Annotated in this window: 13 protein-coding genes and 1 rRNA gene; 10 read left to right on the forward strand and 4 right to left on the reverse strand. The window is 67.6% G+C overall.

The window, feature by feature from the left end:
- Positions 1-58: ribosomal RNA gene (locus F784_RS26905) — 16S ribosomal RNA — on the reverse strand; the annotation flags it as partial.
- Positions 59-481: 423 nt separating this feature from the next.
- On the opposite strand from F784_RS26905, the gene prfB reads away from it, so the two are divergent.
- Positions 482-1,577 (forward strand): peptide chain release factor 2 gene (gene prfB / locus F784_RS25610; protein WP_157465396.1). Its coding sequence is split into 2 segments (ribosomal slippage): positions 482-526 and positions 528-1,577, totalling 1,095 coding nucleotides; the frame shifts between segments, so codons are not numbered across the junction.
- Between the two features lie 168 nt (positions 1,578-1,745).
- Positions 1,746-2,720, forward strand: coding sequence for a serine/threonine-protein kinase (locus tag F784_RS0119735; RefSeq protein ID WP_019588448.1), 975 nt, complete (start codon positions 1,746-1,748; stop codon positions 2,718-2,720).
- Here the strand turns inward: F784_RS0119735 and F784_RS0119740 are convergent.
- A complete protein-coding gene (locus tag F784_RS0119740) occupies positions 2,698-3,648 on the reverse strand; it encodes a GNAT family N-acetyltransferase (RefSeq protein WP_019588449.1) in 951 nt (316 codons plus the stop codon). The two genes, F784_RS0119735 and F784_RS0119740, sit on opposite strands and share 23 nt — an antisense overlap.
- A complete protein-coding gene (locus F784_RS0119745) occupies positions 3,645-4,151 on the reverse strand; it encodes a DinB family protein (protein WP_019588450.1) in 507 nt (168 codons plus the stop codon). The genes F784_RS0119740 and F784_RS0119745 overlap by 4 nt, the downstream gene beginning before the upstream one ends.
- A 141-nt stretch (positions 4,152-4,292) precedes the next feature.
- Here F784_RS0119745 and rpsF point away from each other — a divergent pair, with 141 nt between their 5' ends.
- The 8 genes from rpsF (at position 4,293) to rny (ending at position 11,394) form a co-directional block, all read left to right on the forward strand.
- Entirely contained in the window at positions 4,293-4,601 is a 309-nt protein-coding gene (gene rpsF, locus F784_RS0119750; RefSeq protein ID WP_019588451.1) for a 30S ribosomal protein S6, read from the forward strand.
- A gap of 117 nt (positions 4,602-4,718) precedes the next feature.
- Positions 4,719-5,633 carry a single-stranded DNA-binding protein gene (gene ssb, locus F784_RS0119755; protein ID WP_026332605.1) on the forward strand — a complete coding sequence of 305 codons (915 nt, stop codon included), beginning with the start codon at positions 4,719-4,721 and terminating at the stop codon, positions 5,631-5,633.
- A gap of 19 nt (positions 5,634-5,652) precedes the next feature.
- On the forward strand, positions 5,653-5,928 hold the full coding sequence (rpsR, locus tag F784_RS0119760) for a 30S ribosomal protein S18 (protein ID WP_019588452.1): 276 nt from the start codon (positions 5,653-5,655) through the stop codon (positions 5,926-5,928).
- A gap of 13 nt (positions 5,929-5,941) precedes the next feature.
- A complete protein-coding gene (rplI, locus tag F784_RS0119765) occupies positions 5,942-6,382 on the forward strand; it encodes a 50S ribosomal protein L9 (RefSeq protein WP_019588453.1) in 441 nt (146 codons plus the stop codon).
- Between the two features lie 94 nt (positions 6,383-6,476).
- Positions 6,477-7,091, forward strand: coding sequence for a histidine phosphatase family protein (locus F784_RS24925; RefSeq protein ID WP_019588454.1), 615 nt, complete (start codon positions 6,477-6,479; stop codon positions 7,089-7,091).
- Positions 7,092-7,132: 41 nt separating this feature from the next.
- Positions 7,133-7,840 carry a dienelactone hydrolase family protein gene (locus F784_RS23955; protein ID WP_051087009.1) on the forward strand — a complete coding sequence of 236 codons (708 nt, stop codon included), beginning with the start codon at positions 7,133-7,135 and terminating at the stop codon, positions 7,838-7,840.
- 105 nt (positions 7,841-7,945) lie between these two features.
- Positions 7,946-9,502 (forward strand): AMP-binding protein, encoded by a 1,557-nt coding sequence (locus F784_RS0119780; protein ID WP_019588455.1) that lies wholly within the window; start codon positions 7,946-7,948, stop codon positions 9,500-9,502.
- A 203-nt stretch (positions 9,503-9,705) separates the two neighbouring features.
- Entirely contained in the window at positions 9,706-11,394 is a 1,689-nt protein-coding gene (gene rny / locus F784_RS0119785; RefSeq protein ID WP_019588456.1) for a ribonuclease Y, read from the forward strand.
- Between the two features lie 74 nt (positions 11,395-11,468).
- Here rny and F784_RS0119790 read toward each other — a convergent pair whose 3' ends face one another.
- Positions 11,469-12,644 (reverse strand): baeRF10 domain-containing protein, encoded by a 1,176-nt coding sequence (locus tag F784_RS0119790; RefSeq protein WP_019588457.1) that lies wholly within the window; start codon positions 12,642-12,644, stop codon positions 11,469-11,471.
- Between the last annotated feature and the right edge of the window lie 161 nt (positions 12,645-12,805).

The following is a 12,805-nucleotide window of genomic DNA, read 5'->3' on the forward strand; positions in this document are numbered from 1 at the left end:
GCATGTCTTAAGCACGCCGCCAGCGTTCACCCTGAGCCAGGATCAAACTCTCCATAAAATGGTTCAGCAACCTCTTCCGAGGATTGTTGATGTGTTTGATGCCTCGCTTGCGCTTGGCTTCGAGCCTCTCGGCTCTTCACGAGTCTGGAGACCCCCGGGGGGAAGTCCGCTCGCACCACCCTGTCAGGTGGCCCTGCTCTCGCATCTCTGCTCTTCCCTTGTCATGCGTCCCGCCTCGCTTGAGGCTCAGAAAAGATACAGGGCACACTGCTGCCTGTCAACCCCCACGCATCCCCCTCGGGTATCAACTTGAAAACATCGTTCAGGAGGAGGTTCGGCCCCTTTGCCGACAGATTTCCTCCAACTTCACAGGCCAACTTCGTGGTACCGGCCCCCAGGAGTTGCGGCGGCTCACCTATACTCCTGGGCGGCATAGCCCGCGCCCCGCTCAACGGGACTGCGCGGAAGGGAGGCACGCTCCATGCAGGAACTGCTGGAAAAACTGGCGTCGCTCCGGGAGTACCTTTGACATTCCCGGCAAGACGAGAAGATTGAACGAACTGGACCGCGAACTCAGCGATCCCGAACTCTGGAACAACTCAGGCCGCGCCCGGCAGGTCACGCAGGAAGCCGGAAACCTGCGCCGCATCGTGGACGGGTACAGAACGCTGCAATCGGACGCGGACGGCTTAAGCGAGATGCTGGAGATCGCCAGCGACGAGGAACGCGAGATGCTTGCCGAGGAGCAGGAATCCATCCAGACGCGGGTGGACGACCTGTACCGCGAGACGCTCTTCACCATGAAGCACGCTGATGTGCCCGCCATCGTGCGGGTGAAGAGCGGGGCGGGCGGCACCGAGTCGCAGGACTGGGCGGGGATGCTGGCGAGGATGTTCATGCGCTGGGCCGAGCGGCACGGGTACAGGGTCGACCTGATCGACGAGCAGCCCGGCGAGCAGGCGGGAGTGGTAAATGCCGAATTCATCATCCGGGGCGAGAAGGCCTACGGGATGCTGGCGCCCGAACACGGCGTTCACCGTCTGGTGCGGGTCTCGCCCTTCGACGCCAACAACCGCCGCCACACGAGCTTTGCGTCGGTGGACGTGGTGCCGGAGGTGCCGGAGGAAGAGATCAACATCCACATCCCCGACTCCGACCTGCGCCGCGACGTGTTCCGCTCACAGGGCGCGGGGGGGCAGGGCGTGAACACGACCGACTCCGCCGTGCGCCTGACGCACATCCCCACCGGGATCGCCGTGGCGTCGCAGCAGACGCGCTCGCAGATCAAGAACCACGAGATCGCCCTCCAGATCCTCAAGCAGCGCCTCTATGACATCGAGATGCGCAAGCGCGAGGAGGAGGAGGCCAAGGCGCGCGGCGAGCAGAAGAGGATCGAGTGGGGCTCGCAGATTCGCTCCTACGTGCTGGACAAGCAGTACGTCAAGGACCACCGCACGGGTCTGATGAAGCACAACCCGGACGACGTGTTGGACGGCGACCTCGACGACCTGATGTGGGCCGGTCTGGAATGGATGGCGGGCAAACGCGCCGCCGAGGACGCGGGGGAAGACGAGTAACCGGGGGAGGGCATGGTGGGGGGTCGGGGAGACCCTCCTCTTTTTTGCGCTCCAGGTCAGCTTCCGACAGGTTTACGTGACAAATCCGCCCCTACAGTGATGGTGGCTGACACCCTTGTTGCCGCCTCCCGCAAGGGGCGGCACGCCCTCCCCCTCCCTATGGCTCCCATGACTGCTGACCGCTCCATTCCCGGCTACAAACTCCTCCACCTGCTGGGGCGAGGGCACACCTCGCTCGTGCATCTCGCGCAGGACGCGCGGGGGCAGCAGGTCGCCCTGAAGATCCCCCTGGAGGAGACGCTGCGCGTGCAGGAGGCCGCCGAGCGTTTCGGCAACGAGGTCCGGCTGACCCTCCAGTTCCGGCACCCCCACGTGGTGCAGGGGTACGCGGGCACGCCCTTCGGCCCCAAAGCCTTCGTGGCGCTGCACTACTACTCTGAGGGCACCCTCTGCGACCTGCTGGTGGCCCGGGAGGGTGAGCGGCTACCCCTGGAGGAAGCCCTGCGCCTCCTCGCGGATGTGGCCTCGGGCCTCACCTACCTGCACCGCCTGGGCGCCGTCCACCAGGACGTGAAGACGCAGAACGTGTACGTGGACGGTAGCCGCGCCGCGCTGGGGGACCTGGGCAGCGCGTACCTGACGGCCCAGGGGGGTCAGTCGAGCGGGAGCCCCTACTACATGGCCCCCGAGATCTACCGGGGCGAGAGCAGCAGCGCCGCCAGCGACGTATACAGCCTGGGCGTGCTGGCATACGAACTGCTGGGTGGGCAGCGGCCCCACCAGGGCGAGACCTACGAGGACCTCATGGCCGCGCACCTGACGCGCTTCGCGCCGCCCCTGCTCCGCCTGAATCCCGAGGTGCCGCGCGTGGTTGCCCGGCTGGTGGAACTCGCCCTTGCCAAGCGCTCACAGGATCGGCCCAAGGCAGACGCCCTGCGCCGCACCTTCCTGGCGGCGTTGGGAGAGGTGCCCGAGAACGAGGGGGCTGAGGAGGATGCCTGCCCCGAGGGGGCGGCCCTCACGCCCAGGCAGATGGGCCGCCACGGGCAGCCAGCGCCTGTCCCGTGTTCTCCCGAGGCCTCCTCCACCGAGGAGCGGGGCAGCTCGCGGTGGAACCTCTTCAGGCGCCGGAAGTCGTCCTGAGCGGCAGGTGCAGCTCGTAGCGTCCGGGCCGGGTTTGAAACCCCAGACGGCGATTCACGGCGAGCATGGGCGCGTTGGAGCTGTGGTTGTTCGTCCGCATGACCGTCAGCCCGGCCTCCCGCGCCCGGCGGATGGCGTGCAGTTTGAGGGGCAGCGCGAGGCCGCGGCCACGTGCCTGCGGGTGGGTGGCGGTGAGTTCGTTGTAGGCCAGGTCCCGGTACCGGACCATCGCCGTCGTGCCCAGCCACTCCCCTTCCGGCCCCACGGCGAGGATAAGCCAGTCGGGGCGGGGATCGTGGTCGAGGTGCAGCAGCGCGTGCACCTGAGAAAGCGGCCAGCGTGGATGCCCGGCGAGGTCGGGAGTCTCGGTCGCGCGGTCGGCCACGAAACCGAGATACCGCTCCACCGTCGCGTCGTCCGCCCCGCGCAGATCAGTGAACATGACGCCCTGCGCCTCTGCCCGCGCGAGGGCCGGAAGGTGCGGCGTCTCGTCAAAAGCCTTCAGGTCGAGTTCGGACGCGAAGCGGTGCGCGTGCTGGCGAAAGCCCCGGCGTCCGGCCCAGGCGATGCTCGCCGGGTCGGTGTCCAGCACATCGGCCACCAGGCCAGCCGCACCCACTTCCCGCGCCGCCTCTTCCAGCACCGCCCAGAGCAAACGCCCGATGCCCCGCCCCCGTGCTTCCGGGTGAACGAAGACGCTCGCGTGCAGGAAGCCCGGTGGGTCGAAGGGGAAGAAGTAGAAATGTACGCCGCCCCGCAGCTCTTCCCCCTCCCCGACCACCCAGCGGCGGCTGAACTGCGTGGGGTTACGCCGGGCTTCCTCTGCCTGAAAGGACTCGACAGTCACCGAGCGGCCCAGGATGAGGTTGGACAGGGCGACCCAGGCGGGTGCGTCGGCTGCGGTATAGCCGCGAACGACAGACTTCAACTTCCGTCCCCCACCGCCTTCGCCATTTGCCGAATGCTCCCGAGGTGGTAGGTGACGTGGGCGACTCCCCCCGTGAGTCCCCCCGTCGCGTCACCGTTGGCAGGCTGATCAGCCTGTGTCCGGGCAAACGCGACCAGTTCCTCGTAGGCCCGCCGGACGCGCTTCTGCACGGCCTGCCAAGTCTCCTCGTCCACCTGTGCGGGCCGGAAGCTGCCCTTCCAATCGAAGGGACCTCGGTCGCCATCGCGCTCCCAGCGCACGATGACCTCCATGTGAAAGGCGGTATGCGCCGCGTGCCCAGCTACCGTCGAGCCGTTCACCTCCTGGCTGGCCTGCTCGGCGCTGAGCCCCTCCAGGGTGGCGAGCAGGCCGTGGTTGCCGCTGCCGTCCGCCGCCGTGCCGTCCAGAAAAGCCGTGCCCTGACCGGGGGTGCCCCCCTCCACCGCCTCTTTCAGGATGTCGAGGATGCCTTCGGCCCAGTTCTGTTCCACCTGTTCGGTCATGCCCCAGCGTACCGGGCGGGACGAAACTCCCCAATCGTCCGGCTGGCTCTGGCAAGGCGGCCTCTTCTCTGCTAAAGTTGCCAGTTGCGCCGCCCGGCGAGGCCCGACCTTGGCCGCACGCGGCAGGAAGCGAGGTGAATCATGAACCAGTACGACCTGAACCTGATCCTGAACCCCAACCTCAGCGCCGAGCAGCTCCAGATCGAGAAGGATTACATCGACACGACGCTGCGCAACGCCGGGGCCGAGGTGACCAACCTGGACGACGTGGGCAACCGCCGCCTGGCGTACGCTGTCGGCAAGGACCGCGAGGGCTACTACCTGATGTACACCATCCGGGCCAGTGGCAACCCCGAAAAGGACATCGCGGCGAACCTGCGGTTGCGCGACAACGTGCGCCGCATCCTGGTGGTCAAGGACCGCCCGGAGTGGAAGACCAAGAAGGCCTGAGCCATTACGTCATTGACGTAAAGAGCCAGGTCTGTTACCGTGAGGTCAACCCGCAAGGGCCACCGCCAGCAACGTTAAAGCCCTAGTTACTTCGCCAGCAGCAAAGGAGACCCAGTTATGGCCCGAGGCATGAACCACGTTTACCTGATCGGCGCCCTCGCCCGCGATCCCGAACTCCGTTACACGCCCAGCGGCGTGGCCGTCTTCGAGGCCACCGTTGCAGGTGAGGACCACGTGATCGGGAACGACGGCCGCGAGCGCAAGCTCCCCTGGTACCACCGCGTCTCCATCCTGGGCAAACCCGCCGAGTGGCAGGCCGAGAAGGGCCTGAAGTCCGGCGACCCCGTGATGGTCGAGGGCAGCCTGGATTACAGCCAGTGGGAAGCGCCTGAGGGCGGCAAGAGAAGCATGGTCAAGGTGAAGGCCCTGCGCGTTGAGCAGCTCGGCTACACCCCCGAACTCGTGCAGGACGCCGGAGGCGGCGTTCGCATGGGCAGCGGCATGAATGAAGTGATCGTCATCGGGAACGTGACCCGCGACCCCGAACTGCGCTACACCCCCGCCGGAGACGCCGTGCTCGGGCTCGGCCTGGCCGTGAACGAGACCTGGAACGACCGTCAGGGGCAGAAGCAGGAAAAGACGCACTGGATCGACGTGACGCTGTGGCGCGACCTTGCCGAGAGCATGAAGGACCTGCGGAAGGGCGATCCCGTCCTGGTGCAGGGCCGACTGGTAAACGAGGCGTGGACCGACCGCGACGGTAACAAGCGCAACTCCACCAAAGTAGAGGCGACGCGAGTCGAAGCCCTGTCCCGAGGCGCGGCCACCGGCAGTGCCGCAGCCACCCCCGCCGGACCTCGCACGCAGACCGCGAGCAGTGCGGCGCGCCCCCAGCAGCAGAGTGGGGGGTACGGCGCGAGCCGTGCCCAAGCACCTGCGCGGGCGGCGACCACGGGGACCCGTTCGGGCGGCTTGGATATTGATCAAGGTCTCGACGATTTCCCGCCGGAAGAAGAAGACCTGCCGTTCTGAGCAGGTTTGAGGAACCCAAATGACGCAGAGCAGCAACACGGAGCGCAAGCCCCGCGGCAAGGGACCCAAGCGGCCCCGCAAGCCGAAGGTCGATCCCTTTTCCATCGGGGAACTGGAGATCACCGACTACAAAGACGTGAAGATGCTTCGCCGCTTTGTCTCCGACACCGGCAAGATCCTCCCCCGCCGCCGCACCGGCCTCTCGGCCAAGCACCAGCGCCGCATCTCGCAGACGATCAAGATCGCCCGCCAGCTCGCGCTGCTGCCCTACACCGAGAAGCTGGTCCGCAAGTAAGGAGCCTTGAACCATGCAAGTGATCCTTCTTGAACCCGGCCGCCTGGGCCAGACCGGCGACGTGGTGAACGTCAAGCCCGGCTACGCCCGCAACTTCCTGATCCCGCGCGGCATGGCAACCCCCGCCAACGCCGCCAATATGAAGACCCTGGAGGCCCAGCTCCGCGCCCGCAAGAAGCAGCAGGAGCGGGAAAAGGCCCAGGCCGAGGACCTCGCCAGCCGCCTGAACGGCGTGGCTGTGGAACTCAGCGTCCGCGCGGGCGAGGGCAAGATCTACGGCGCCGTGACCCACGCCGACGTGGCGGGCGCGCTCGACCGGCTCGGCTTCGATGTGGACCGCCGCCGGATCGAGATGCCGAAGACCGTCAAGGAAATCGGCGAGTACGACATCACCTACCGCGCGCACCCGGAAGTCAGCATTCCGATGAAGCTCGTGGTTCACGCGCAGAAGTAAGACGGCGCGCGAGAAAGGCCCCGGCGAAAGCTGGGGCTTTTTCTGTTGGGAGGGGGGCTACGGTGGCGAGCAGGGTGGACGTTTAGGCTGGCTCATGCGCCGCGCCGTTGCCGCCTTGCTCCTCCTCACCCTGCCATCCGCCCTCGCACAACCGGACTCCGTTCCCGAGGGCCTGACGCCCGCCCTGCTCGCCCAGCTCCGGGCCGGGGGACTGGTGCTCTACTTCCGCCACTTTGATACGGAGGGGGCTGATGCGTCGCGGGTGGACCTGCGCGACTGCTCCACGCAGCGCAACCTCAGCGAGCCGGGCCGGGCCAATGCCCGTGAAGTCGGACAACTTCTGCGGGAACTCCGTATCCCCATCGGCACTGTCCTGAGCGGGGAATATTGCCGTAACCGCGACAGTGCCGCGCTGCTCACCGGATGGGTGACGCCGACGCCCACCTTGAATAATCCCTACTTTCGCACGGGGACGGAGGCGGACCGGCAGCGAGTCATCGCCAATCTGCGCGCCCTGCTCAAGGTGCCGCCGCGAGCAGGCACGAACACAGTTATCGTCACACACGAGCAGAACCTGCGCCTGACGACGGGCTGGATGCTGGCGGAGGGGGAGGCGGCGGTGCTGAAGCCCGCTCCCGACGGAAGCTTCCGCGTTATGGCAAGGGTCACGCGGGGGGGCTGGGCGGCCGCGCTGAAGCCAGGGCGCTGAACCCTCACCGGAACCCGGTACGCTGAGTGGTGGAGGTTCCCATGCTCAAGCCCACGCTGACGCTGGCCGCCCTCACCCTTTCCTCCCTCGCGCTCGGTCAGGCCGTGAGGGGAAGCGACGTGAACGTGACGAGCGGCGGGAGGGCCTACAAGAGTTACCTCGCGGCACCCGCGTCGGCCACTCGCAAGCCCGCCGTGATCCTGCTGCATTCCTTCCGGGGCCTGGAGCAGGGTTACCGCGACCTGGTGGACGAGATGGCCGCGGCGGGCTATGTGACGCTCGCTCTGGGCTGGCAGACCTTCGAGCAGGAACCGAGCGACGCCACGGTGAAGACGTTGATCGAGGATGGGCTGAAGTACCTCTCGGCCCGCAGCGACGTGAACATCAATACCGTCGGTCTGACGGGCTTCTGCGCGGGGGGGCGCTACACCATGCTGCTGCTCCCGCAGATGAAGGGGTTCAAGGCGGGCGTCGCGTGGTATGGCTTTCCCGACCAGGGCGGGACGGCGGCCAAGCCCCAGGCACCCAGCGCCTTCATCAACCAACTGACAGCCCCCATGCTGATCATCCACGGGACGAGGGATCAGCCCAGCCCCATCGCGTCCATCTACGCCTCGCGGGGAAGCTGGACGCCGCGAACAAGAATTTCAAGCTCAGCGTGTACCAGGGTGAGCCACACAGTTTCCTGCTCCAGAACAGCCGCATCGCCGACACCTTCGCCAGCCGCGACGCCCGGCGCGACATGCTGAGCTACTTCCGCGAATACCTGCGCTGAGAATGGGCCTTCCCCCCTCCGGGACGTTCAGGACTACAGTAGGGGCACCAACTCCACAGCTCTTCCCCGGAGGTGCCCCATGAAGACGCCCCTCACGCCGCTCGACCTCGTCCGGCGCGGCCTGAAGACCTATCCGCAACGGACCGCCGTGATCCAGCCGGGCGGCCCCTCCTTCACCTACCGCGAGTGGGGCGAGCGCATCTACCGCCTGGCGCGTGCGGTGGGACAGGCCGTTCCCCCCAGCTCGCGGGTGGCGGTCCTCTCGCTCAACACCCACCACGGCCTGCTGACCTACGCGGGGGTGCCGTGGTCGGGACGCGTCCTCGTGCCGCTGAACACCCGCCTCACCCCGCCCGAGTACGCCTTTCAGCTTCGGCACGCGGGGGTTTCCCTCGTCCTGGCCGACGTTACGCTGGCCCCCAAGGTGGAGGAGACCTGCCGCGAGCTGGGCCTTCCCCTCTGGGTGCTGGGCGAGGGCGGCGACTTCGAGGAGCGGTTGGCGGAGCAGGACCCCTCTCCCCTGCCTTACGCGGTGGCCGACGAGGACGACACCATCACGATCAACTACACCTCGGGTACGACGAGCAGCCCCAAGGGCGTGATGCTCACCCACCGCAACGTGATGCTCAACGCGGTTGAGACGATCTATAACTTCCGCTTCGATCAGGACAGCGTGTACCTGCACACCCTCCCCGACTTCCACGCGAACGGGTGGGGCGGGGTGTGGAGTCCCTTCGGGGTGGGGGCCACACACGTCACGCTGCCCGTCCTGCGCGGCGACACCATCCATGACGCGGTCCATGCGTTCGGAGTGACGCACCTCGCCGCCGCGCCGACCGTCCTGAGCATGATCACCGACCCCGCCACTGCCCGGCACACGCCCCGCACCGTGCGGGTGGCGACGGCGGGCAGCCCTCCCCACGCGCGCACCATCGCGGACATGGACGCCCTGGGCTTCGACGTGCTTCAGGTGTACGGCCTGACCGAGACCAGCCCCCTCATCACCGTGGCCGAACTCTCGGAGGCGGAGCAGGCGCTGCCCACCCCGGAGCGGGCCGTCCTCACCGCCAAGCAGGGCTTCGAGATGCTGCTCGCCGGGGAGGTGGAGGTGATGAGCCCGGACCTCACCCCCATTCCCCACGACGGGCAGACACTGGGCGAGATCATGGTGCGCGGCAACCTCGTGATGAAGGGCTACCTCGACAACCCGGAGGCGACGGCGAAGGCGTTCGAGGGCGGCTGGTTCCATACCGGGGACGTGGCGGTCGTCCACCCCGGCGGGCGCATCGAGATCCGGGACCGCAACAAGGACGTGATCATCTCGGGCGGGGAGAACATCAGCTCGGTGGAGGTGGAGGGCGTGCTGTACGCGCACCCCGCCGTCCGCGAGGCGGTGGTCGTCTCGCAACCGGACGAGCGGTGGGGCGAGGTGCCGTGCGCCTTCATCGCCCTGCACGTGGGGCAGGAGGCGAGCCCCGAGGACCTGAACGCCCATGTCCGCCAGCACCTTGCCGGATACAAGGCGCCCAAGCACTACGTGTTCCGTGACGACCTGCCCAAGACGGCGAGCGGCAAGTTCCAGAAGTTCCTGCTGCGTCGGGAGCTGTGGGAGGGACGGGCGCGCGGGGTGAATTGAGCGCACGGCCCCAGAGCGCCGCCCGGCTGTGGCGGCGTTTTCTCTTCCCCACCCGGCCCGGACGCGGCCCGGGGTGCCCCGCGCTAGACTGTCACACGAGTGTTCGCACTCGTACCACAACCACTTTTTCTGACACTTCTCGGGGCGTGCCCATGAGCCGCGCTGATGGGCATCCCCACATTCGACCGAAAGGAAGGGCCAACATGACAATTTTGTCCGTCATTCTGGCGCTCCTGGGGGGGTTGGCGGGCGGGTTCTTCACCGGGCAATCGCGGGGGCGGCAGGAACGGGCCGCCATCGACGACCGGCTCCAGCGTGAAGCCCGCGCCGAGGCGGAACGCATCCGGGCCGGAGCCGAGCAGGAGGCCCGGACCCTGCGTGAGCAGGCCGACCAACGCCTTCAGGACGCCAGTCGCCGCCTTCAGGAAGCCGACGAGCGCGAGCGGCAGAGCACCCGGGGCCTGGAGGCGCAGCGCGAGCAGCTCCAGGCCCTGCGTGCCCAGATCGAGACCGAGCGCACGCGCGCGACCCAGGACGCCGCCCGCGAGCGCGAGACCCTGAGCGCCGACCGCCAGGAAACCCGCCGCGAGCGGGAAGAACTCAAGCGCGAGATCGAGCGCCTCAACCGCCGTGCCGAGCAGCTCGACGCCCGTGGCGACAAACTCGACGCCCTGGAGGAGCGGCTGGAGGGGCAACTGCGCTCCCTCGCCGGGCAGGAGGCCGAACTGGCCGAGCGCTCGCGGCAGATCGACCTCAAGCTGTACGAGGTGGCGGGCCTGACACCCGAAGTCGCCCGCGAGCTGATTCTGGGCCAGCTCGACGCCGAGTTGGAGGAGGAAAAGGCCATCCGCGTCAAGGCGATGACCGAGCGCGCGACCGCCGAGGCGAAGCGCACCGCCCGCACCGTGATCGCCCAGGCCATTCAGCGCAGCGCCTCCGAGACGAGCGCGCAGCTCAGCGTGTCGGTCGTGCCCATTCCCAACGACGCGATGAAGGGCCGTCTGATCGGGCGGGAGGGGCGCAACATCCGTGCCTTCGAGGCGCTGACCGGGGTGGACCTGATTATCGACGACACGCCGGAGGCCGTGATCCTGTCGAGCTTCAATCCAGTGCGGCGCGAGGTCGCGCGGCATGTCCTCGAAGCCCTGGTCGCCGACGGGCGCATCCATCCCACCCGCATTGAGGAGATGGTCCACAAGGCGCAGGACGAGATGAAGACCTTCATCCACGCCCAGGGCGAGGAGGCGGCCATCGAGGCGGGGGTGGTGGGTCTCAAGCCCGGCCTGGTGCAACTGCTGGGCCGGATGTACTTCCGCACGAGCTACGGGCAGAACGTCCTGAAGCACTCCGTGCAGGTCGCGCACCTGACGGGCATCATGGCCGACGAGCTGGGGCTGGACGCCGCGCTCGCCCGCCGCGCCGGGCTGATGCACGACGTGGGCAAGAGCATCGACCGCGAGATCGAAGGGACTCACGTCGAGATCGGGATCAACCTCGCCCGGAGGTTCGGGGAGCCGCATGAGGTAATCGACGCCATCGCCCACCACCACGACCCCGAGAACGGCGAGACGCTCTACTCGGTGCTGGTGGCTGCCGCCGACGCGATCAGCGCGGCCCGACCCGGGGCGCGGCGGGAAGAACTGGAAGCCTACGTGCGCCGTCTGGAGCAACTGGAGCAGATCGCCGTGGCGTTTCCCGGCGTGCAGCAGGCCTACGTGATTCAGGCCGGGCGCGAGGTGCGCGTGATCGTGCAGCCCGAGCAGGTCAGCGACGCGCAGGCCACCCTACTGGCCCGTGAGATCGCCGGGCGGGTCGAGCAGGACATGGAGTACCCCGGCCAGGTGCAGGTCACGGTCGTGCGCGAGAGCCGCGCCGTGGAGGTCGCCCGGTAGGGAAAAGGGTAGGGAGAGGGGCGACCACGCGGCGTGCGGGTCGCCCCTCTCCCATTGAGGTCAGGAGCGGTGGGTCAGTAACGGGGCAGCCCCGCCAGCCCGCCGAACTCCTTGACCAGCCGGTTCGCGTAATCGCCGTGCAGGCGCTTGACCTCCACCCCGTAGAGGTCAACGAAGTCGGGCAGCACCTCCTCCAACGTCACGCGCTCCATCAGGCTGCCGTCGAGGGGGCTTTCCGTCACGTCCTTCTGGGCGGTGAAGTACGGCACCTCACGATTGTGGCTGCGGTAGAGGTGCATCTGCGAGCCGTCCTCGGGGATGATCAGGCGGTAAAGCCGCGATTGCTGCACCATCTCCAGGACACGCTCGACCTCCATCACCCCCTGCTCCTGGATGTCGTGCAGCACCTGCTCCTCGGTCTTCTGGCGGTGTTCCTCGACGATGGGGGTGATCTTCTCCAGGATCTCGGCCGGGTTGGCCCAGCTCGTTCCGCCGATCACGTTCGTCTCGCCGATGACCTCGTAGGGGGCCTTGGCGGGAATCTCGGCCTTGAACTCGGCCAAGCGCTGCACGGTGCCGACCAGGATGAGTTGCTCGATGTCGAGCACGTCCAGCACCTGCCCGAGCTGCTGAACCTTCTGGTTGTAGAAGCGTTGCCGCGCCGCGTCCTCGCGCGCCTCGAAGAGGTCGGTGCCGCTGTCGCTGCGCGGGCCGCTGCCGGGCTGACCGCGCCCCGCCCCGCCGGAGCCGGGGGCACCGGGAACGTGGCGGGTGCCGGACACGATGGTGTCCCAGCGGTCGCCGTCGTCCAGCCGGATGTTCTCCTCGCTGCTGACCTCCTGAAGCTCACCCTGCCGCAGCACGAAGAGGCGGGCCCACTCGTTGTCCACGGCCATCACGGCCACCGTCGGCATCAGCTCCAGGATGCTGTCGAGCAGCGACTTGAGGGGGCGGCCATAGTGGAAGCGCTCGGGGAGGTCGGCCTGAATCTCGTACCGCTCGAACAGATCCTCGCCCACGATGTAAAGCGAACTCCGGCCGTGGTGGGTGCGGGCCACTTGGAGGTCGTCCATGACCTGCCCCATCGGCGTGGGGGGCACGCCCGCCTCCTGCATCCCCACCTTCACGCGGGTCTGGAGGCCGGTGCCGTGGTTGTCGGGCAGGTCGGGGTTGTCGTTGACGACCGCCATCAGCACCATCGCGTCGTCGGGCAGGCTCTGGATGCGCTGAATATCAGCTCTGGAAATCATGGTCACTCCTTTCGCCGCCCATTCTCGGAACGCCGCGCCCCGGGAAGTCGCCGGATTTGCTGAAGCCCGGTTCACACTCGCAGGCCTAGGGCTCGGAAGTTGAGGATGAGTTTCGCAAAACCCGGCTGCATAAGTTGACTTCCCCTGCATCCCACGCTATC

The sequence above is a fragment of the Deinococcus apachensis DSM 19763 genome (assembly GCF_000381345.1).
In the GTDB taxonomy this organism is placed as follows: Bacteria; Deinococcota; Deinococci; order Deinococcales; family Deinococcaceae; genus Deinococcus; species Deinococcus apachensis.